The sequence below is a fragment of the Sphingomonas jeddahensis genome (assembly GCF_001981525.1).
Classification (GTDB): Bacteria; Pseudomonadota; Alphaproteobacteria; order Sphingomonadales; family Sphingomonadaceae; genus Sphingomonas; species Sphingomonas jeddahensis.
The window spans coordinates 201,086-222,177 of sequence record NZ_MPSB01000001.1; the positions used below are offsets into that span (position 1 = coordinate 201,086).

15 protein-coding genes are annotated in these 21,092 nt (G+C 66.5%); 9 read left to right on the top strand and 6 right to left on the bottom strand.

The window, feature by feature from the left end; all coding sequences use genetic code 11:
- The first annotated feature begins 2 nt into the window (after positions 1 to 2).
- The 5 genes from SPHI_RS00875 to trxA are packed head-to-tail and all read left to right on the top strand — an operon-like array spanning position 3 to position 8,494.
- On the top strand, positions 3 to 974 hold the full coding sequence (locus tag SPHI_RS00875) for an aminoglycoside phosphotransferase family protein (RefSeq protein ID WP_198927797.1): 972 nt from the start codon (positions 3 to 5) through the stop codon (positions 972 to 974).
- Positions 971 to 1,723 carry a nucleotidyltransferase family protein gene (locus SPHI_RS00880; RefSeq protein ID WP_076743004.1) on the top strand — a complete coding sequence of 251 codons (753 nt, stop codon included), beginning with the start codon at positions 971 to 973 and terminating at the stop codon, positions 1,721 to 1,723. Before SPHI_RS00875 ends, SPHI_RS00880 begins: the two co-directional genes overlap by 4 nt.
- On the top strand, positions 1,716 to 4,646 hold the full coding sequence (locus SPHI_RS00885; protein WP_076743005.1) for a PD-(D/E)XK nuclease family protein: 2,931 nt from the start codon (positions 1,716 to 1,718) through the stop codon (positions 4,644 to 4,646). Before SPHI_RS00880 ends, SPHI_RS00885 begins: the two co-directional genes overlap by 8 nt.
- Positions 4,647 to 4,685: 39 nt before the next feature.
- Positions 4,686 to 8,123, top strand: coding sequence for a double-strand break repair helicase AddA (gene addA, locus SPHI_RS00890; protein ID WP_076743006.1), 3,438 nt, complete (start codon positions 4,686 to 4,688; stop codon positions 8,121 to 8,123).
- A gap of 47 nt (positions 8,124 to 8,170) precedes the next feature.
- Complete coding sequence (gene trxA / locus SPHI_RS00895; RefSeq protein WP_076743007.1) at positions 8,171 to 8,494, top strand: thioredoxin TrxA; 324 nt, start codon at positions 8,171 to 8,173, stop codon at positions 8,492 to 8,494.
- A 3-nt stretch (positions 8,495 to 8,497) separates the two neighbouring features.
- Here the strand turns inward: trxA and SPHI_RS00900 are convergent, their stop codons facing one another.
- Both SPHI_RS00900 and argJ read right to left on the bottom strand, forming a co-directional pair.
- Positions 8,498 to 9,106, bottom strand: coding sequence for a glutathione S-transferase family protein (locus SPHI_RS00900; protein ID WP_076743008.1), 609 nt, complete (start codon positions 9,104 to 9,106; stop codon positions 8,498 to 8,500).
- 2 nt (positions 9,107 to 9,108) lie between these two features.
- On the bottom strand, positions 9,109 to 10,335 hold the full coding sequence (argJ, locus tag SPHI_RS00905; RefSeq protein ID WP_076743225.1) for a bifunctional glutamate N-acetyltransferase/amino-acid acetyltransferase ArgJ: 1,227 nt from the start codon (positions 10,333 to 10,335) through the stop codon (positions 9,109 to 9,111).
- Between the two features lie 157 nt (positions 10,336 to 10,492).
- Between argJ and SPHI_RS00910 the strand changes: the two genes are divergently transcribed.
- Positions 10,493 to 10,750, top strand: coding sequence for a hypothetical protein (locus SPHI_RS00910; RefSeq protein ID WP_144036134.1), 258 nt, complete (start codon positions 10,493 to 10,495; stop codon positions 10,748 to 10,750).
- A gap of 92 nt (positions 10,751 to 10,842) precedes the next feature.
- Positions 10,843 to 13,578, top strand: a complete 2,736-nt coding sequence (gene secA / locus SPHI_RS00915) for a preprotein translocase subunit SecA (protein WP_076743010.1) — start codon at positions 10,843 to 10,845, stop codon at positions 13,576 to 13,578.
- A 221-nt stretch (positions 13,579 to 13,799) separates the two neighbouring features.
- On the opposite strand, the gene SPHI_RS00920 is transcribed toward secA, so the two are convergent.
- The 4 genes from SPHI_RS00920 to SPHI_RS00935 all read right to left on the bottom strand — a co-directional run bounded on the left by SPHI_RS00920 (position 13,800) and on the right by SPHI_RS00935 (position 19,166).
- A complete protein-coding gene (locus SPHI_RS00920; protein WP_076743011.1) occupies positions 13,800 to 14,417 on the bottom strand; it encodes a CC0125/CC1285 family lipoprotein in 618 nt (205 codons plus the stop codon).
- A 117-nt stretch (positions 14,418 to 14,534) separates the two neighbouring features.
- The gene (locus SPHI_RS00925) at positions 14,535 to 15,695 is read right to left on the bottom strand and encodes a glycosyltransferase family 4 protein (protein ID WP_076743012.1); all 1,161 of its coding nucleotides are present in this window, start codon (positions 15,693 to 15,695) and stop codon (positions 14,535 to 14,537) included.
- Positions 15,696 to 15,743: 48 nt separating this feature from the next.
- Positions 15,744 to 17,519, bottom strand: a complete 1,776-nt coding sequence (locus SPHI_RS00930; RefSeq protein ID WP_076743013.1) for a cation:proton antiporter domain-containing protein — start codon at positions 17,517 to 17,519, stop codon at positions 15,744 to 15,746.
- A gap of 426 nt (positions 17,520 to 17,945) precedes the next feature.
- Complete coding sequence (locus tag SPHI_RS00935) at positions 17,946 to 19,166, bottom strand: NADP-dependent isocitrate dehydrogenase (protein ID WP_076743014.1); 1,221 nt, start codon at positions 19,164 to 19,166, stop codon at positions 17,946 to 17,948.
- A gap of 154 nt (positions 19,167 to 19,320) precedes the next feature.
- Between SPHI_RS00935 and SPHI_RS00940 the strand changes: the two genes are divergently transcribed.
- Together SPHI_RS00940 and SPHI_RS00945 are read left to right on the top strand one after the other, a co-directional pair.
- The gene (locus SPHI_RS00940; protein WP_076743015.1) at positions 19,321 to 20,055 is read left to right on the top strand and encodes a phosphatidylserine decarboxylase; all 735 of its coding nucleotides are present in this window, start codon (positions 19,321 to 19,323) and stop codon (positions 20,053 to 20,055) included.
- On the top strand, positions 20,052 to 20,918 hold the full coding sequence (locus SPHI_RS00945) for a CDP-alcohol phosphatidyltransferase family protein (RefSeq protein WP_076743016.1): 867 nt from the start codon (positions 20,052 to 20,054) through the stop codon (positions 20,916 to 20,918). Before SPHI_RS00940 ends, SPHI_RS00945 begins: the two co-directional genes overlap by 4 nt.
- Positions 20,919 to 21,092: the final 174 nt, after the last annotated feature.

A 21,092-nucleotide genomic window follows, 5' to 3' on the forward strand; every position in this document is an offset into this window, starting at 1 on the left:
ACATGATCCCGCCGCCCGACGCGCCCGCTTTCCTGGCGGTGAACGGGTGGGGTGGGGCGACGGTGCTGCCGCTGGCCGGCGACGCCTCGTTCCGACGATATTTTCGCGTGGTGGATGGCGCACGCAGCGCCGTGCTGATGGACGCGCCGCCGCCACATGAGGACCCGCGCCCGTTCCTGGCGGTGGCGCGCTGGCTGACGGAGCGCGGCTTCGGCGCACCGGCGATACATGCCGCCGATGAAGAGCGCGGCCTCGTGCTGATCGAAGACTTTGGTGACGACCGGATGCGCGAGGCGATCGACGCCGATCCGCAAGTTGCGATGTCGCTGTACGCCAACGCGGTGGACGTGCTTGTCGCCCTGCGCGCGCATCCCGCGGGGGACTGGCGTCCGTACGATCGGGCGGAGCTGCAACGCGAGGCGGCGCTGCTGGTGGAATGGTATTGCCCGGCGCTGGGGCTGACGGTGGACGCGGACGGCTATGTCGCGGCGTGGGACGCGGTGCTGGCGCATGCCACCTATGATCGCGCGGTCACGGTGCTGCGGGATTATCATGTCGAAAATCTGATGCTGGTCGGCGCCTCCCGGTCGCTGGGGCTGCTCGATTTCCAGGACGCGCTCGCTGGCCATGCCGCTTACGATCTTGTCTCGCTGCTGCAGGATGCGCGGCGAGACGTGGATCCCGAACTCGAAACCGCGATGCTGGCGCGGTACCGCGACGTGACCGGCGAGGGTGAGGCGTTCCTGCGCGCCTATCATGTGCTCGGCGCGCAGCGGAACGCGAAGATCATCGGCATCTTCACCCGGTTGTGGAAGCGCGACGGCAAGGCGCGCTATCCCAGCCTGTGCCCGCGCGTCTGGACCTATCTGGAGCGCGATCTCGCCCAGCCGGAACTGGCGCCGGTCGCGGCGTGGTTCGACGCCAACATCCCGCCCCACCTGCGCGGCGATCCGTTGGCGCTGAGCGAACGATGACCAAGCCACGACTGATCCGGCCTGCGCTGCTCGCGACGATGCCGTCCACCGCGATGGTGATGGCCGCGGGCCTGGGCAAGCGCATGCGGCCGTTGACCGCGACGCGGCCGAAGCCGCTGGTCCATGTCGCCGGCAAGGCCTTGCTCGATCATACGCTGGATCATCTGCGCGCGGCGGGCGTGAAGAAGGCGGTGGTCAACGTCCACTATCTGGCGGACACGCTGGAGGCGCATCTTCGATCGGTGACGGGTATCGAAACCATCGTGTCGGATGAGCGGGCGCAGCTGCTCGAGACTGGCGGCGGGTTGATGAAGGCCAGGCCGCTGCTCGGCGACGATCCGATCTTCGTCGTCAACAGCGACAATTACTGGCTCGACGGGCCGATCGACGCCTTGTCGCTGCTCGCCGCGCGCTGGGATCCGGCGGCGATGGATGTGCTGCTGCTGCTGGTGCCGCTGGCGCGCGCGCATTGTCATGGCGGGCAAGGCGACTTCCATATCGCTGCCGATGGCCGGATCACTGGGCGGCGTCAGCGCGGGCGGGTGGCGCCGTTCGTGTTCATCGGCGTCCAGATCCTGAACCCGGCAATCCTCGTCAATGCGCCGGACGGGCCATTCTCGACCATGACGTTCTGGGAGCGGGCGATCGCCACGGGGCGCGCTTATGGTGTCGTCCACCAGGGTCTGTGGGTCGATGTCGGCACGCCCGCCGCCATCGCGCGCGCGGAGGCGCTGCTGACTGATGGCTGAGCGGCGCAGGCCGCGGCTTTACACGATCCCGGCGCATCGTGCCTTTGCCGATGCGCTTGTTGCTGGGCTGATCCGGCAACATGGCGACGATCTGCTGGGGCTTGCCCGCGGGCTGGTGCTGCTGCCCAACAATCGTGCGAAGCTGGCGGTGACCAACGCCTTTGTTCGCGCGCGGGGCGGGGCGCTGGTGCTGCCGCGGCTGGTGGCGATCGGTGCGGAGGATCTCGGCGAGGCGATCGGCGCCGCGCTCGACCCGGCGGATGGGGACGATCCGCTGCCCCCCGCCGTCGCGCCGCTCGCGCGGCGGATGATCCTGGCGCGGCTGGTGCAGGAGGCCCGGCCATCGCTGGAAGCGGCCGAGGCGGTGCGGCTGGCGGGCGAGCTGGCGCATACGCTGGACCAGCTGATCGTCGAGGAGGTCGATCCGGCGCGGCTGGCGAGCCTCGATCTCGGCGAACTGACCGATCACTGGCGCGCTGCCCTTGATCTGTTTCGCATCGTTATCGATCGCTGGCCCGCGGAACTGGCGCGGCTGGGACGGATCGATGCCGGCACCCGGCGCGTGCTGCTGTTGCGTCGATTGGCCGAGCGCTGGCGCGTAACACCGCCGGCTGGATTCGTCTGCGCGGCTGGCATCACCGATGCGGCGCCCGCGGTCGCGACGATGCTTGGTCGTGTCGCCATGCTGGACAACGGCTCGGTGGTGCTGGCCGGGCTGGATCGGGCAATGGACGAGGACGAATGGCGCGCGCTCGGGCCGCACCAGGCCGATCCGGTGACCGGTCGCGCGCCGCGCTCCATCGAAGTGCATCCGCAATTCCATCTCAAGCAGTTGCTGGAGCGGATGGGCATGGCACGCGACGATGTTGCGACCTGGCGCGATGGCAGCGACCATGATGCGTCCGCCGCACGCGGGCGCACCATCGCCACCGCGCTGGCCCCGGCTGAGTTCACCGCGCGCTGGACCGAGCTTCGCCCACAGCAACGCCAGCTGGTCGGCGTGCGCATCGCCGAGCTCGCCACACCGGCGGAGGAAGCGCAGGCGATCGCGCTGGCATTGCGCGAGGCGCTGGAGGTGCCCGAACGCACCGCCGCCTTGGTCACGCCAGATCGTGCGCTGGCCCGTCGCGTGTCGGCGCATTGCGCGCGCTGGAACATCGCCGTGGACGATAGTGCCGGCCGTCCGCTGTCAATCTCCCCGCCGGGCACCCTGCTGACGGCCATTGTCGAGGCGGCGGCGGAGGACTTCGCCCCGCTGGCGCTGCTGACGCTGCTTAAACATCCGCTGGTGCGGGCCGGTGAGCGGCGCGGGCAATGGCTTGAGGGCGTGCGGCGGCTCGATCGGCGCTTGCGTGGCCCGCGGCCGGCGCCGGGGCTCAGCGGCATTGAGGCACACCTGGGGGAGGCAGGTGGCAGTTGGTGGCGCGAGATGCGGGACCTACTCGATCCGCTGGCCGCCGTCTTCGGTGATGGCGCGCGCGCCCTGCCGGAGCTGATCGCGGCGCTGCGTGATGCGGCGACGGCATTGGCCGGTGACGATGCGTGGCGGGGCCCCGCCGGTCGCGCCGCGGCGGACCTGCTCGCAGAGTTGGAGGCTGAGGCGCTTTCAGGTCCGCGCGATGTGACCCCGCACGGCCTGGTTGCCATGCTTCGCCTGTTGATGGACGAGGTCGCGATCCGTCCGCAGGGCGGCCACACGCGCCTTGCCATCTACGGCCTGATCGAGGCGCGGTTGCAATCGGCCGACTTGATGATCTTGGGTGGCCTGAACGAAGGCGTCTGGCCGGCTAGCCCTGCGCCCGATCCCTGGCTTGCGCCGCGCATCCGCGCCGCGCTCGGCTTGCCGGGGCTGGAACGCGGCATCGGCGTCGCGGCACATGATTTTGGCCAGGCGCTTGGCGCGCGTGAGGTGCTGATCACCCGCGCGCGGCGCGACGCGCGCTCGCCGGCGATCCCGTCGCGCTTGTGGTTGCGGCTCGCGGCGATGGCCGGCGATGAGTTCGAGCGCGCCCGCGCCCATGACGTGGAAGCGTGGACGCGGCTGATCGACGATGGCGGAACGCCGCAACCGGCGGCTCGCCCGGCGCCCCGCCCAGCGGCGAGCCTTCGGCCGACCGCCATGTCGGTGACGCAGGTCGATCGGCTCAAGGCCGATCCCTATGCCTTTTACGCGCAGCGCATCCTGCGGCTGGCGGCGCTCGACCCGGTCGATGCCGATCCCAGCGCGGCGTGGCGCGGGACGGCGGTGCACGACATCCTGGAGGCATGGGCGCGCGACGATCGATGCCGGGTCGACGCGCTGCAGCCGCGCGCGTTGGCGATGCTGAGCGAGCCGACTACGCACCCGTTGCTGCGCGCCTTGTGGCAGCCGCGGCTGCTTGCCGCCGTGGAGTGGATCGCCGAGCGCATGGCGACGGAGCAGGCGGGCGGACGCCAGGTGCTGGCGGCGGAGGGGAAGGGCGGAACGACGATCGCGGGCATCGACTTGTCGGGGCGCTTCGACCGGATCGACCGTTTGCCCGATGGCACGCTCGGGATCGTCGATTACAAGACCGGTAAGGCACCGTCCGCTGCGGCCGTCCGAGCCGGGTTCTCGATGCAACTCGGCCTGCTCGGGGCGATTGCCGAGGCAGGTGGCTTTGCGAACATCCAAGGCACCGCCGGCGGGTTCGAATATTGGTCGCTCGCCAAATATCGTGATTCATTCGGCAGCGTGAGCACGCCGGTCGATCCCGCCGGTAAGAACGACCGGATCGTGACGAGCGAGTTCGTCGACAAGGCGCGCGCCGTTTTCGCCGAAGCCGCCGCACGATGGCTGACCGGGGATGAGTCATTCGTCGCAAAGCTCCATCCGGAATTCGCCCCTTATGCCGAATATGACCAATTGATGCGTCGTGACGAATGGTACGGGCGTGAGGGGTAAGGCGGTGCGCTCCTTGCTCGCTGTCGCTGGAGCCGGCGCTTGAGCGGCGCCGTCCGCCCACTGCCGCCGCTGCGGGGCGAGCAGCGCCGCGCCAGTGCGCCCGACGCGCATGTCTGGCTTTCCGCCTCGGCCGGTACGGGCAAGACGCAGGTGCTGTCGGCGCGCGTGTTCCGGCTGCTGCTGCGCGGTGTCGATCCATCGGCGATCCTGTGCCTTACCTTTACCAAGGCGGGGGCGGCCGAGATGGCGGCGCGCGTCAGCCAGCGGCTCGCCGCCTGGGTGCGGATGAAGGATCGCGACCTGTTCGCCGACCTTCAGGCGCTGGGCGAGCCGGCCGACCCGGCGCAGCGCGACCGCGCGCGGACCTTGTTCGCCAAGGTGCTCGACGCGCCGGGCGGTGGGCTGCGCATCCAGACCATCCACGGCTTCTGCCAGGGCCTGCTCGCTGCCTTTCCGGCCGAAGCAGGGCTGGTGCCCGGTTTTCGCCCGATCGAGCCGCGCGAGGAAGCCGTGCTCGCCCGCGCGACCCTGGCCGAGCTGCTGGTCGATGCCGAGCGGGAAGGGCGCACCGCCCCAATCGAAGCGATCGGCCGTCTGAGCGTGCGGCTGGGCGAAGCGGGAGCGGAGCGCTTCCTCAACGACTGTGCGCGTGCCGGCCCCGCGCTGGAGGAATTGCCGGCAGGCATCCAGCCGTGGTTGCGCCGCGCGCTCGATCTGCCCTCGGGCGATATCGAGACGGTGATCGCCCAAAGGTGCGACGAATTCGACTGCGATGCCATCGACCGGCTCGCCGCCGCCAATCGCACCTGGGGCACCGCGACCGGCACCAAGCACGTCGAGGCCATCACGCGTTGGCTGGCCGGCACCGGCACCGATCGCGCCGCCACGCTGAACGACGTGCGATCGGTCGTCCACACGGCCGCCGGCGACCCGCGCAAGGCTTCGGCCAAGCTGATCGCCGCCGAACCCGATTACGAAACAATTGCCACCATGGTCGGTTCGCGCTGTGCCGAGCTGCTGAGCCTGCGGGATCGTGCCGCCTATGCCGATCTGCTGGCGGAGGCGCTCACCGTAGGGCGCGACTATGCCCGCGCCTATGCAAAGGCGAAGCGGCGTGGCGGCGTGGTGGATTTCGACGATCTCATCGCCTCGACGGTGGCGCTGCTCGACCAGCCCGGCATCGGCGAATGGGTGCGCTTCAAGCTGGACCAGACCACCGAGCATGTGCTGATCGACGAGGCGCAGGACACCAACATCAACCAGTGGCGGATCGTGCGCGCGCTGGTGGACGAATATTTTGTCGGGCGCGGCGTTTATGCGCCATCGGTGCGCACGTTGTTCACGGTAGGCGACCACAAGCAGGCGATCTTCGGCTTCCAGGGTACCGACCCGATCAACTTCCGCGCTGCCGAGGAGCATTTCGCGCGCAAGGCCGAGGAGGTGCGCGGCGACGATCGCATGCCCGATGACGAGCGCGGGTTGCCGTTCGAACGCCTGTCGCTGGTATCGTCGTTCCGCTCAACCCGGCCGGTGTTGCAGTTCGTGGACAGCGCAATCGACGGCCTCGGCCCCGACGCGCTGGGCCTCGACGGCGAGATGCCGCCACATGCCAGCGAAGTGCCCGGCCCCGGCTGCGTGGAGCTGTGGCCGCCGATTGTCGCCGGCGCGGCCGAGGACGATGGCGGCGCGGAGGAGTGGATCGACGATGCGGTGCGCGCCAACGCCACACGCATCGCGCGTCAGATTCGCGGGTGGTTGGACAGCGGCACGATGCTCGAAAGCAAGGGCCGGCCGATCCGGCCCGAGGACATCATGGTGCTGGTAAAACGCCGCGGAGAGATCGCACGGTTGATCGTGGCGCGACTATATGCGGAGGGTGTGCCGGTCGCCGGCGTCGATCGACTGCGGCTCAACGCGCCGCTGGCGGTGCAGGATCTGCTTGCGGCGATTCGCTTCGTGCTTCAGCCCGACGACGACCTCAGCCTGGCGAGCCTGCTGGTCTCGCCACTGATTGGCTGGACGCAGGAGGAGCTGCTCGCCCGCGCGGTGCCACGTTCGGGCAGCTTGTGGCGACATCTGTCGGAGCATCATCGCGATTTGCTGGCGCCGCTTGATGCGATGCTGGCGCGGGCCGACTTCACCACTCCCTATCGCTTCTTGGAAGAAATCCTGTCGGGCGAGCGTGACGGCAGGCGTCGCTTGCTAGCGCGGCTGGGTGACGAAGCCCGCGATCCGATCGACGAGCTTCTGAGCGCGGCGCTGGAGTTCGAAACCAGCGCCACGCCGTCGCTGCAACGCTTCCTTGACTGGTTCGATCGCGGCGAGGTGGAGGTGAAGCGCGAGGCGGAGGGGGCGATCAGCGCCGTCCGGGTGATGACCGCGCATGGCGCCAAGGGCTTGCAGGCGCCGGTGGTGATCCTGGCCGACGCCACCGCCGATCCCGATGCGACCCGCGGTGGCACGCTGATGTGGACCCCGGAAGGACTGACACAGCCGATCCCGGTCTTTCCGCCGCGCACGGCCGAGCGCGCTGGGCCAATCGCCGATGTAGCTGCGGCCGCGGGGTCGCGGGAACGCCAGGAGCATTGGCGACTGTTCTATGTGGCGGCGACCCGCGCTGAGGAACGACTGGTAATCACTGGTTCGCTGGGCCCGAAATATCGCAACGGCGCACCCGAACAGAGCTGGCACGCGGCTGCTGCGCGGGCGTTCGACGCGCTTAGCGTGGCGGGTGAAGGCGCACGCATGTTCCACGGCGCGCCGCCGGGCGACCCGGTGCCAAACAAGCCGCTCGAGGCTGCGGAGGCGAAGGATCGCCCGGCCCTGCCGGAATGGATACGGCGCGCTGCTCCGCCAGAGGCGCGGCCGCCGCGGCCGCTCGCCCCTTCATCGATCGGTGAGGATGCGGTGGCTGATCCGCCGCCTAGTGCCGCGATGCGTGCGGCTGCCGAGCGTGGCCGATTGATCCACGGCCTGTTTGAACGATTGCCCGCGGTTACGGTGGACGAACGCCGCGCCGCTGCCGATCGCTGGCTGCTGCGCACCGGTGCACTGGGGGACGCCGCCGAGCGCGCGGCGCTGGTCGATACCGTCTGCGCGATCCTCGGTGATGCGCGCTTTGCGCCGCTGTTCGGCCCCGGTTCGCTGGGCGAGGCGCCGATCAGCGCGGTGGTGGATGGCGGCTTGGTGATCGCCGGCACGGTGGACCGGCTGCTGGTTTCCGAGGACCGCGTGCAGGTGGTCGACTTCAAGACCGGCCGCTTTGCGCCGGGCGGGCTTGAGGACGTGCCGTCCTATCACGTGCGGCAAATGTCGGCTTATGCCGCGGCTTTGTCGGTGATCTTCCCCGATCGGCCGGTGGAGGCCGCCTTGCTCTACACCGCCGGCCCAACGCTGATCGCGCTGCCGGCCGATCTGCTCGCCGCGCACAAGCCGGGCTTGGCGCGCACGGAGCAAAGCTTGCCAGCTACCCGTTGAGTGGGGCGCGCCGCCGACCTAGATTGGCTTGCAAAGGAGTTACTACGATGGCCACCAAGAAGATCACCGACGACAGCTTTCACGCGGACGTCCTCCAGTCCGACAAGCCGGTGCTGGTCGATTTCTGGGCGGAATGGTGCGGCCCGTGCAAAATGATCGGCCCGAGCCTGGAAGAGATTTCGGATGAGCTGGGCGAGCAGGTGACGATCGCCAAGATCAACATCGACGAGAACCCGGACGCCCCCGGCCGCTATGGCGTGCGAGGCATTCCGACGATGATCCTGTTCAAGGGCGGCAACCCAGCGGCGACCAAGGTCGGCGCCGAGCCCAAGGGCCGGATCAAGGCGTGGCTGGAAGGCGAGCTGGCCTGAGCCTCAGCTAAGCGGGATCGTGACCCGGCCGTAACCGGGTCGCGATTTCAGCCGTTCGTACCAGGCGGCGACATACGGCACGTCGGGCCGCTCGATATTCAGCGTGAACCACGTATGGGCATAGACGCCCATCGGGATGTCACCGATGCCGAACTGGGTGCCCGAGAGCCACTCTGTTTGGGAGAGATGGTGATCGAGAAGCAGCATTCGCTTCGCGCAACGCGCCGCGGCCTGCACCACGGCGACCGTATCACGCTCCTCGGGAGTGCGGCGCACAAGATTGACGAAGGCATCGCGCTGCCCCTCGGCATAATCGATCTGCCAGTCCATCCAGCGATCAGCGACAGCACGCAACATCGGATCGGCGGGCCACCAGCGTTCGCCGCCATGCCGCGCGGCGAGATAGCGCAGGATGGCGTTCGACTCCCAAAGGACGAAGCCGTCGTCCTCGATCGTCGGGATCAAGGCATTCGGATTCAGCGCAAGATAGGCGTCGTCCATACCGAAGGTGCCGCCAACGTCATGTCGAACGTGCGGCAGCGCGAGCTCTTCAGCGAACCACGCCACCTTCTTCACGTTATGCGAGTTGAGCCGGCCCCAAATGGTGAGCATCGTCAGCTCCGATAATCGGCGTTGATCGAAATGTAGCCGTGCGTGAGGTCGCACGTCCACACGGTCGCGCGGCCCTCGCCGAGACCGAGATCGACGCCGATCTCGACTTCGCTGCCCTTGAGGTGCGCGGCGACGGGGGCTTCGTCATAGCCCTCCACCGCGAGGCCGCCGCTTGCCACCTGCGTGGTGCCGAAGCGGATCGCGAGCTTGTCGCGCTCGGCCGGCTCGCCTGCTTTGCCGACGGCCATGACGATCCGGCCCCAATTGGCGTCCTCGCCGGCGATGGCGGTTTTCACCAGCGGCGAGTTGGCGATGGACATGGCGATGCGGTGAGCGGAGCGGTCGCTGTCGGCGCCTTCTACGGTGATCTCGATCAGCTTGGAAGCGCCTTCGCCGTCACGCACGACGAGCTGCGCGAGTTGGTGGCACAGGTCCGCCAGAGCGGCGCGGAAAGCATCGGCACCGGGGCTGTCGTCATCGGCAAGCGGCGTGTTGCCGGCCTTGCCGGTGGCGAAGGCCAACACCGTGTCGCTGGTCGAGGTATCGCCATCCACGGTGATGCACGAGAAGGTGCGGGCGTTGGCGCCATTCAGCGCGCCTTGCAAAAACGGGGCGTCGACAGCGGCGTCAGTGAAGATGAAGCCCAGCATCGTCGCCATGTCCGGCGCAATCATGCCCGAACCCTTGATGATGCCGACCAGCGTAACCGTACGTCCGTCGACGATCGCGGTGCTGACGGCGCCCTTGGGATAAGTGTCGGTGGTGCCGATCGCTTCCGCGGCGGCGCGCCAGTTGGCAGGGGTGGCGGCGAAGGCAGCGTCGAGCCCGGCCTCCGCCTTGTCGATCGGCAGCGGTACGCCGATCACCCCCGTCGAGGCGACGAAGACGTCGGACGGCTGGCAGCCGAGCTGCGCCGCCGTGCGCGCCGCGATCGCCTCCACCGCGGCGCGGCCGCGATTGCCGGTGAAGGCGTTGGAGTTGCCCGCGTTCACCACCAGCGCGCGTGCTTCGCCGAGCACCAGTGCCTTGCTGCACCATTCCACTTCCGGCGACGGGCATTTTGACTGGGTGACGACTCCCGCGACGCTGGTGCCTGGATCGAGCGTGACGAACGTCAGGTCGCAGCGGTCCCATTCCTTGTAGCGCGCTCGCGCGACCCGCGGAGTCGCACCGGCGATCGGTGGCAGATCGGGGAAGGGCAGGGCGAGCGGAGAGACAGCGTGGGACATGACTGGCGCCATGCCGTGAGCGGTAAAGAAAGTCACGCCGCGCCGGGGCTGGCGGATGCTCGGCTTGCGATCGTTGCCCGCTTCCTTGCTACTCCTGTGCAAGATCGATGACGCTTTTGGGTTGGCCGCGCTGCCGCGTCATCCTATGTCCCGGATCGTGAACCTCCTGCTTCTCCTCTCCGCGCTGTTGTCAGCGCTGACCGGCGTGGGCGGGAGCGTGCGGGCGCAGGATCGCGCGCAGGCGGTAGCGGAAGGGTCCGTCGCCGCAGCACGGGTCGCATCGGTGCCGCGCAGCGCGACGCAGCGGCCTCAGGCTGTGGCTGTCACGCTGGTGGAGGCGGCGCGCGCTGCTCTTGATACGCGCTGGACCGTGGCGCCGGTCGAACCGCCGTTCGCTACTCGCCGGCGCGAATAGGCTCTTCGCCACCGACTTCGTCGGACCAGCACCGCTTTCTTTCGCGCGCGCCCACGGGGTAGCTGCGCCGCATCGATATCAGGATCAGACCCATGTTCGGCAACATCGCCAAGTCGCTCTTCGGCTCGTCCAACGAGCGCTATGTCCGCTCGCTCAACCCCATCCTCGCCAAGATCGCGTCGTTCGAGCCGGCGCTGCAAGCGATGGATGATGCCACGCTCTCCAATCAGACGGTGTTGTTCCGCGAACGGCTGGCGAATGGCGAGACGCTCGACTCGCTGCTGCCGGAAGCGTTCGCGACGGTGCGTGAGGCGGCGCGACGCGTGCTCGGCCAGCGGCATTATGACGTGCAGATGGTGGGCGGCATCGTGCTCCACCGTGGCGAAATCGCCGAGATGCGGACCGGCGAGGGCAAGACGCTGGTCGCGACGCTCGCGACGTACCTCAACGCGCTGCCCGGTGACGGCGTGCACGTCATCACCGTGAACGACTATCTCGCCTCGCGCGATTCCGACTGGATGGGCCGGGTCTATCGCTTTCTCGGGCTGACCGTGGGCGTGATCGTGCCCAACCTGTCCGATGACCAGCGCAAGCAGGCCTATGCCGCCGACATCACTTACGGCACGAACAACGAATTTGGCTTCGATTACCTGCGCGACAACATGAAGTACGAGCGCGCATCGATGGTGCAGCGCCCGTTCGCCATGGCGATCGTCGACGAGGTCGATTCGGTGCTGATCGACGAAGCGCGCACGCCGCTGATCATCTCCGGCCCGACCGACGACAAGAGCGAGCTGTACATGCAGGTCGACGCGATCGTGAAGCAGATTACGCCCGAGGATTACGAGAAGGACGAGAAGCAGAAGACCATCGTCCTGACCGAAGAGGGCACCGAGCGGGTCGAGCGACTGCTCGAGGCGGCGGGGCTGCTGGAAGGCGCAAACCTCTACGATTTCGAGAATACACAGGTGGTGCACCACCTAAACCAGTCGTTGCGCGCGAACGTGATGTTCAAGGCGGACATCGACTACATCGTCAAGGACGGCAAGGTCGTCATCATCGATGAATTCACCGGCCGCATGATGGACGGCCGCCGCTGGTCGGATGGCTTGCACCAGGCGGTTGAGGCCAAGGAAGGCGTCACGATCGAGCCCGAGAACCAGACCATGGCCTCGATCACCTTCCAGAATTATTTCCGCATGTACCCCAAGCTTGCGGGCATGACGGGTACGGCGGCGACTGAAGCGGCCGAATTCTTTGACATCTACAAGATGAACGTGGTCACCATCCCGACCAACAAGACGATCCAGCGCGTCGACGAAGAGGATGAGTTCTACAAGGATACGCAGGACAAGTTCCGCGCCATCGCCAAGCGCATCCGGCAGCATGCGGAAAAGGGCCAACCGGTGCTGGTTGGCACGGTGTCGATCGAGAAATCCGAGATGCTGAGCGAGTTCCTCCGCCAGGAAGGCGTCGACCATTCGGTGCTGAACGCGCGCTACCATGAGCAGGAAGCGCATATCGTGGCGCAGGCGGGCCGGCTTGGCGCGGTGACGATCGCCACCAACATGGCCGGCCGCGGCACCGACATCCAGCTCGGGGGCAACCTGGAGTTTCGCGTCGAGGACGAACTGGCGGGCATGCCGGACGGTCCGGAACGCGACGCCGCGATCGAGCAGATCAAGGCCGAGATCGCTGCGGAGAAGGAGCGCGTTTTGGAGGCGGGCGGCCTTTTCGTGCTCGGCACCGAGCGGCACGAGAGCCGGCGGATCGACAATCAGTTGCGCGGCCGCTCGGGCCGCCAAGGCGATCCCGGCCTCAGCCGCTTCTATCTCAGCCTCGACGACGATCTGCTACGCATCTTCGGGCCGGACACGCTGTTCGCGCGCATGATGCGCAACAATATCGACGATGGCGAGGCGATCGGCAGCAAGTGGCTGACCAAGGCGATCGAAACCGCGCAGAAGAAGGTCGAGGCGCGCAACTACGACATCCGCAAGCAGGTCGTCGAATATGATGACGTGATGAACGATCAGCGCAAGGTGATCTACGAGCAACGCGCGGACATCATGGATGCCGAGACGGTCGGCGATGTGGTGGAAGACATGCGCGCCGAGACGGTCAACGCGATCGTGGGCGAGGCGTGCCCGGTCGGCTCCTATCCCGAGCAGTGGAACGTGGAGGGGATGAAGGATCGGCTTGCCGACGTCCTGAACCTCACCCCGCCGATTGACCGCTGGCTGGAGGAAGACGCGGTCGACCCCGAGATGATTACGGAGCGTGTGCAGGCCGAGGCTGATGCCATGGTCGCCGCCAAGGCAGCCGACCTAGAGCCGGAAACCTGGACTCAGGTCGAAAAGTCGATCCTGCTCCAGAACCTCGACCATCACTGGAAGGAGCATTTGGCCACGCTCGACGCGCTGCGCCAGGTGGTTCACCTGCGCGCCTATGCGCAAAAGACTCCAATCAACGAGTACAAGCAGGAAGCGTTCGCGCTGTTCCAGCGCATGCTCGACAACATCCGCGAGGATGTGACCAAGACGATCGCGCATGCGCAGTTCCAGCTTCAGGCGCCGCCGCCGCTGCCCGACCTGCCCGACTTCATCACCACCCACTTCGACCCGTTTTCGGGCGAGGACAATTCGGCGGATGTGGATGCCGGCACGTTGGGGCTGATCCAGACGCAGATGCCGCCGATGCAGATCCCGCAGCCGACCGGCGCGGAACTCGGCGAGGATCCGGAAAGCTGGAAGGGCATGGTGAGCCGCAATTCGCCGTGCCCGTGCGGTTCGGGGCGCAAGTACAAGCACTGCCACGGCGCCGTGTGAGCTAGGCTTCTAGATCTTGGTGCGGTTCCCGCATCTGCTCGCCGCTCATGGCGGCGCGCAGATGGGCAATCGCATGGGTGCCTACCCAGACCGTCGCGTAATTTGGAATGAAGATCCGCTCATTCCGTCGCGCTTTTACGTGCCTAACCGACAAAGCGGCCGCGCACAAAAAAGGCCCCGCCATCTCTGGCGGGGCCTTTCTCTTTGCAACTAAGTGCCAATCAGCGCCGGCGCTCTTGACCCGGCAGGATGATCGTCGGCCCGAGCCGCTGGACCACGTCGCGAGCGTTGAAGGCGCGGGTCTCGCCACGATCGGGCGTGCCCTTGCGCATCAGGATTTCGGCGGTCGCTTCGTAGCGATCAACGGTGCGAACGTCGAAATCGTTGAAGCCGCCGCCCCACGGACCCCAGCCGCCCCAGCCGCCCCATGGGCGGCCGTAGTAGCGCCACGACGGGCCCCAATAGCCCCCCCAGCCGCCGTAGCCCCAGCCGGGCCCGAAGCCACCGCCGAAGCCAGCACCAGGCGTTGAATAGGTACGCGCCTGACGATCAGTCTGGCGATCGACCGTCACGAAATAGTCAAAGCCGTTTTGCAGCGTCAGTTCAGCCGCACGATACAACAGGTACCGCTCTACCGTATCCCGGTCGGTTACGGTGTTACCCGCAAAGGTGACGAGGAAGCGGTTCGCCTCCACTTGCTGTTCGCTGAAGCCGGTACGATTGAAACCACTGCCCGTCGCGGGACGATACGGCGTCTGAGTGGCACAACCCGCCACCAGCAGGGCACCAGAAGCGGCCGCCGCCAACCAGAGGCTGCGACCGGGACGAAATATTCTCATTATGGCGTCTCCGAAACCGCCGGTGCGGCGGAATAGCGTGCGTTTACCAACTGCATGCGGAACGTCCGATGAACGGATTGGCTCCGGAATGTACCGGCTCGTCGTACTTCAACCAGGTTAAGTCGATTGCTGAGACCGACGTTGAACGACGTCAAGATAGGCGCCGAGTGCAACGTCGTTGATCGACTCCCAACGATAGCCCGCGGCCTTAACACTTCCTTGTTGGCCCATGGCGATGCGCCGCGTCGTGTCCGCAACCAGCGCGCCGATCGCATCGGCATAGCCCGGCACGTCGCGCGGGCCGACGAGCAGACCGGTCAAGCCATCGTCGACCAGTCCGACCGCACCGGACGCCCGCGCCGCGACAACCGGTACGCCGGCCGCCATCGCCTCCAATGTCACATTGCCGAACGTCTCCGTGACGCTGGGATTGAAGAACACATCCATTGAAGCGACGGCGCGGCCCAGATCGTCGCCTGACTGGAAGCCGGCAAATGCTGCGTCCGGCACTTGAGCGGCAAACCAGTCACGCGCCGGCCCTTCGCCGATCACCAGCACGCGATGCTTCACTCCGCGCCGGCGGAGTTCGGCGGCGACGTCGGCGAAGATATCGAGCCCCTTTTCCTTCACCAGCCGACCAAGGAAGCCGATCGCGACCTCATCATCCGCGACACCCAGCGAACGGCGCCAGGCGAGATCGCGCCGTGCGGGCGAGAAGCGATCGTGGTTCACCCCGCGCGACCAGACGGTGGTCGGTGTATCCACGCCCCAATCACGCAGGATTTCGCCCAGCAGCGGCCCCGGCACGAGCACGCGATCGACCCTGCCGTAGAAGCGCGCGAGCATTCGCTCCGCCAGCGGCTCGATGAAGCCGAGCCCGTAATAACGGGGGTAGGTTTCGAAGCGGGTGTGGAGCGAGGCAACACGCGCGATCCCGTTGCGGTGCGCATAGCTGACCGCGCGATGACCAAGGATATCGGGCGCCGCGACATGGATGAGGTTCGGGGCGAATGCCGCAAGGTCCGCGCGCACCCGTGCAGGGAGACCACGTGCCAGCCGATACTCTCCCCTCCCACCCGGCAGCGACAGCGACGGCACGTCGACGAGGTCGCCGGTTGGTGCGAACGCCGGATTGGCAACCGTGGGCGAATAAACCCGCACCTTCACCCCGCGTGACAGCAGGTGCCCGACAAGCAGGTTCAGCGCTTGGTTCGCGCCATCGCGGGTATAATTGTAATTGCCGCTGAAAAGCGCGAGGCGAAGGTCCGACGGCTGCATGATGGTCGCGCGGATTACCGGGGGATTGCGGCGAACGCTGGGCAGGGTTCAGATGAGATCGAGTTCGCCTTTCCGGGGCAGCCGGCGAATGCGGGGCTCGCGGCTCAGTTTCGCTTCCTGGCGGATCGTCTGCCGCAACTGATCGCGCTTCTCGTGAATCGAGGCGATCACCGGGCCCATTGCCACGCCAAGATCGACAAGCACCGCCTCCGATAGCTGCAGCGAGCTTTCCAGCGTCTCGGGCACCGCGTCAGTAACGCCCGCGCGGTAAAGCTCGGCGGCGTGTGTCGCATCGCGGGCACGGGCGATGATGGGCAATTCGGGAGCCAGCGCGCGCACACGCCGGGCGATCCGCACCGTCAGTACGGGATCATCCATCGTCAGGATCAGTGCGCTGGCATGCGGCAGGTCAAGCCGATCGACCAGCTCCGGACGAACCACGTCGCCATACATGATCGATCGGCCGGCCGCGCGTGCGGTTTTTACCACATCGATATCCGCCTCCACCGCTAAATACGGCTGCTGGTGAACATCGAGCAGCTCGGCAACCAGCCGGCCGACCCGCCCGAAGCCGATGATCACGGCGTGGCGACCCTCCTTGGGTGGCCCGGCGACGGACTCCGTTCCGCCCTCCAGCCGCTTGGAGATCGCTGTGCCGGCCGCGGCGAGCAGCGGCGTCAGAGTTAGGCCGATCGCCGTCACGGTCTGCCAGAAAGCAGCGGTGGATGCCTGGATCAGCTGCGCCTGCGCCGCCGTGGCAAGGACGATCAGCGTGGTTTCCGACGGGCTGCCCATAAGCAAGCCGATCTCCGCAGCCGTGCCGCGACGCGCATTCGCGACGCGTAACAGCAGGTAAGTGACGATCGCTTTCACCGTGACCACGCCGAGCACTGCGATCAACAGCTCTGACCAGTTGCGCGCGATGAGCCGCAGATCGAGGCTCATGCCGACGGTGATCAGGAACACGCCCAACGCCAAGCCCTTGAATGGCGCGGTGATCACCTCGACTTCGGTGTGATATTCAGTTTCGGCGATCAGCAGGCCGGCGAGCAGCGCGCCCACAATCGGCGACAGCCCGGCCGCGGTGGTGCCAACACTAGCGACGATCACGACCAGCAAGGATGCGGCGAGGAACAACTCCGGGCTCTTGGTGCGCGCGGCCTGAGCGAACAGCCGCGGCAGGACGAGCCGGCCGCCGATATACATCGCGACCACGGTCAGGCCGCCGCGTAGCGCCACGATACCGATCTCTCCCAGCCCGCTTTCCCCGGCCGAAGGCGCAAAGGCACCCAGCGCGAAGATGATCGGCACCAGTGCCAGATCCTCGAACAACAGCATGGCGAAGGCGCCGCGGCCCACCGCACTGGTGGTCCCGACGAGCGGCAAGACGAGCGCGGTCGAGGAGAGGGTGAGCGCCAGGCCAAGGCCGATCGCGCCAGGCCAATCCTGTCCGACATAATGGAGCGTGATGCCGATGATCAGCGCGGAGCCGAGCAGCTCCGCCGGCCCAATCCCGAAGACCAGCCGTCGCATCGCCCACAATCGCTTGAACGAGAGCTCCAGGCCGATCGAGAACAGCAGCAGCACGATGCCGAACTCGGCGAACGGCTCGATCGAGTCCGGGTCGGAGATGGTGATGTAGTAAAGCCAGGGCGCCCGATCGATCTGACTGCCGAGCCCCGCCGGCCCGACCAGCAAGCCAACCAGGATGAAGCCGATCACCGGACTCACCTTGAAGCGGGCAAAGGCCGGGATCACCAACCCAGCCGCGCCGAGGATTACCAGAGCGTCGGAGAAGCCGGGATTGTCGAGACCGATTGCCATGCCACCTTCTTGGCGAGGCGAGTCGCGCTTGTCAGCAAAGACGTGTCAGGCGGCTTACGTTCTTCGTCGATCACGCTGCTCGCTTATCGATGCGGAGAGCAGGACCGACGCAATCGCGGCGCTACAGTTCGTCCGCGGTGGAATTATTCGAGGCGGGTCGGAGTAGGCGCCACCACGCCATCCCACCGCCTCCTTCCACTTGGTTAAGGTGAATGATCAAGATGGTGAGGAGTGCGTCATTGGCGGCTGAAAAAGTGAAGGCCCCGGTTCATCACCGGGGCCTTCAGGATCAAGCGCTGGCTCTTCAGCCAGGCCTTACATTCACAGGCACCCCGGACCTGATCCGGGGTCCCGCTACCTTGCACGCTTAGTGAAGAAGCGGAGTCCCGGCGCGACGCCGCGGTGAGGAGAAAGGCGCGTTGATGCTTACGCCCAGCTCGCCATCTTGTTCTCGAGGTTGACGCGAACCGCCTCAAAGAACTGCTCGGTAGTCATCCACTTTTGCTCCGGACCGATCAGGATCGCGAGATCCTTGGTCATGTCGCCATTCTCGACCGTCTCGATGCAGACCTTTTCCAGCTCCTCGGCGAAGCGCGTCACGTCGGGGGTGTTGTCGAACTTGCCCCGGAACTTGAGGCCGCCGGTCCAGGCGAAGATCGAGGCGATCGGGTTGGTCGACGTCGCCTTGCCTTGCTCATGCTGACGGAAGTGACGCGTGACGGTGCCGTGCGCCGCCTCGGCCTCGATCGTCTTGCCGTCCGGAGTCATCAGCACCGAGGTCATAAGGCCGAGCGAGCCGAAGCCCTGCGCCACCTGGTCGGACTGGACGTCGCCGTCATAGTTCTTGCACGCCCAGACGAACTCGCCGTTCCACTTCAGCGCGGAGGCAACCATGTCGTCGATCAAGCGGTGCTCGTAAACGATGCCCAGTTCCTTGAACTTCTCGACGAACTCGGCCTCGTACACCTCGGCGAAGATGTCTTTGAAGCGGCCGTCATAGGCCTTGAGGATGGTGTTCTTGGTCGACAGGTACACCGGCCAATTACGGTTGATGCCGTAGTTCAGCGAGGCGCGCGCGAAATCGCGGATCGACTCGTCCAGGTTGTACATGCCCATCGCGACGCCTGCGCCCGGAAAATCGAACACCTCGTGTTCGATTTCCTGACCGTCCTCGCCCGTCCACTTCATGGTCAGCTTGCCGGCGCCCGGCACCTTGAAGTCGGTTGCGCGATACTGGTCGCCGAAGGCGTGACGGCCGACAACGATCGGGTGCGTCCAACCCGGGATCAGGCGGGGAACGTTCTTGATCACGATCGGCTCGCGGAAGACCACGCCGCCCAGGATGTTGCGGATCGTGCCGTTCGGCGACTTCCACATCTTCTTGAGCCCGAATTCCTCGACCCGCGCCTCGTCCGGGGTGATGGTCGCACACTTCACGCCCACGCCATACTTCTGGATCGCCTTGGCGCTATCGGTCGTCACCTTGTCGTCGGTGTCGTCACGATGCTTCATGCCGAGATCGTAATAATCGAGATCGATATCGAGATACGGCTTGACCAGGCGCTCACGGATCCATTCCCAGATGATCCGCGTCATTTCGTCGCCGTCGATCTCCACGACGGGCGTTTTCACCTTGATCTTGGCCATTTTCGTTTCCTTTTTGGGAGGAGGTTGCCGCGGTCGATAGGGGGAAGGGGGCGGGGGATCAACCACCGCTGCGGCAGTGCAGCGCATCCGTCCCGCGTCCAACCGGGCACCCCGTGCGTTGTGCGGTTTGATCGCCCCCGCTACACGAGGCCGCATGCCTTCCTTGCCAAAGCCCGAAGAACAGGGCCTGCCCATCACCACCACCGTCAAGTGGCGGTTCCCCGCCGTCCATCCGGAAGGGCAGAAGTTCACCGCCATCGCCTTCGGCATCACGTTGCTGATGACGATCGTCCACAATGTGTTCTTCTGGCCGCTGCTCGGGATCACCCTTTGGGTCGCCGCTTTCTTCCGCGACCCGATCCGCACCACGCCGCGTGGCGATGACCTTATCGTCTCGCCGGCCGATGGTTTGGTGACAATGATCACCGAGGTGCCGGTCCCGCGCGAACTGATTGCTGAGCTCGGCGCCGAGCGGATGATGCGCGTCTCGGTGTTCATGAGTGTGTTCGATGTGCACATCAATCGTTCACCGATCGCCGGCACGATCCGCCAGGTCGTCTATATCTCCGGCAAGTTCCTCAACGCCGATCTCGACAAGGCGTCAGAGGACAACGAGCGCCAGCATTTCGTCGTCGAGGGGCATGATGGCCGCAAGGTCGCCTTCACCCAGATTGCCGGGCTGGTGGCGCGCCGGATCATGGGGTTCGTCAAGGTCGGCGACATGGTCGCGGCCGGTCAGCGGATCGGCTTGATCCGCTTCGGCAGCCGCGTCGATGTGTTTCTGCCTATCGGCTATGCGCCGCAGGTGGCGCTCGGCCAGCGCGCGATTGCGGGCGAGACGGTTCTGGCACGCGCCGGCGCCATACCCGCGGTGGGGACGGCGCAGTGAGGCGCCCGGCACGGACCCGGCGGGGGCTGCCGCTGCGGGCGGTGGCGCCCAACGCCATCACCGCGTTAGCCCTGTGCTCAGGCCTCAGCGGCGTTCAGTTTGCGGTCAAGGCGCGGATGATGGAGAACGATCTTGTGCTCCGCCACGGCGCTGATTTCGTCGCGCTCGCCGACCGCATCGCCACCCATTGGCAATTGGCCGTGGCGTTCGTGCTGGCGGCGGGCATCCTCGACGGCATCGATGGCCGGATTGCTCGGCTGCTGCATGGCGAAAGCCGGTTCGGCGCCGAGCTCGATTCGCTCGCTGACGCCATTTCCTTCGGCGTGTCGCCGGCGTTGATTCTTTATCTCTGGTCACTATCGTCGCTGCCGCGCTTCGGCTGGATGGCGGCGTTGATGCTTGCGGTATTCGCCGCACTTCGCCTCGCGCGTTTCAACGCCAATATAGACGCTGGGGAGCAGCCGCACAAATCAGCCGGCTTCCTCACCGGTGTTCCCGCACCGGCCGGGGCTGGCCTAGCGTTGCTCCCGATCTTCCTGTGGTTCTGGACCGAGTCGCCGATCTTTCGTTCGCCGCTGCTAGTCGCACCATGGACGGCGATGGTGGCGCTGCTGATGGTCTCCAGCCTCGCCACCTGGTCCTGGTCGTCGCTACGCCTGCGTCGGAACATCCGCTTCGAGGCGCTGGCGCTGGTCGTTATTGTCGCTGCGGCAGCCGTCACGGCGCCGTGGCATACCACCAGCGCGCTCAGCCTGGCGTATCTGATCGGCTTGCCGTTCAGTGTCGCCAGCTATGCGCGGATCAAGCGGCTGCGCGCATCCGGTTCGTTGGAGCCGGTCGCCGCTCCGCCGCCCAACGCCTAACGGCGATCCGCTGTTCAGCGCGCACCAGCGCCGCCAACGGGTGGGCATTCGGCTGCGGTTGCCCGCGCAGGGCGCCGATGACCCGATCGAACCGCGGCGCCACCGTTGCCACGATGGCATAGGCGGAAGCCGCGAACGTCCCGGCAAAAACAGCGAAACTCAACACCGTCATCA

Excerpts from the sequence above, each read along its gene's own strand:
- SPHI_RS00875 (WP_198927797.1), top strand. The coding sequence starts at position 3 with ATGATCCCGCCGCCCGACGCGCCCGCTTTCCTGGCGGTGAACGGGTGG.
- SPHI_RS00940 (WP_076743015.1), top strand. The coding sequence starts at position 19,321 with ATGCCTTCCTTGCCAAAGCCCGAAGAACAGGGCCTGCCCATCACCACC.
- SPHI_RS00925 (WP_076743012.1), bottom strand. The coding sequence starts at position 15,695 with ATGCAGCCGTCGGACCTTCGCCTCGCGCTTTTCAGCGGCAATTACAAT.
- SPHI_RS00885 (WP_076743005.1), top strand. The coding sequence starts at position 1,716 with ATGGCTGAGCGGCGCAGGCCGCGGCTTTACACGATCCCGGCGCATCGT.
- SPHI_RS00920 (WP_076743011.1), bottom strand. The coding sequence starts at position 14,417 with ATGAGAATATTTCGTCCCGGTCGCAGCCTCTGGTTGGCGGCGGCCGCT.
- SPHI_RS00880 (WP_076743004.1), top strand. The coding sequence starts at position 971 with ATGACCAAGCCACGACTGATCCGGCCTGCGCTGCTCGCGACGATGCCG.
- trxA (WP_076743007.1), top strand. The coding sequence starts at position 8,171 with ATGGCCACCAAGAAGATCACCGACGACAGCTTTCACGCGGACGTCCTC.
- SPHI_RS00930 (WP_076743013.1), bottom strand. The coding sequence starts at position 17,519 with ATGGCAATCGGTCTCGACAATCCCGGCTTCTCCGACGCTCTGGTAATC.
- SPHI_RS00900 (WP_076743008.1), bottom strand. The coding sequence starts at position 9,106 with ATGCTCACCATTTGGGGCCGGCTCAACTCGCATAACGTGAAGAAGGTG.
- argJ (WP_076743225.1), bottom strand. The coding sequence starts at position 10,335 with ATGTCCCACGCTGTCTCTCCGCTCGCCCTGCCCTTCCCCGATCTGCCA.
- secA (WP_076743010.1), top strand. The coding sequence starts at position 10,843 with ATGTTCGGCAACATCGCCAAGTCGCTCTTCGGCTCGTCCAACGAGCGC.
- SPHI_RS00935 (WP_076743014.1), bottom strand. The coding sequence starts at position 19,166 with ATGGCCAAGATCAAGGTGAAAACGCCCGTCGTGGAGATCGACGGCGAC.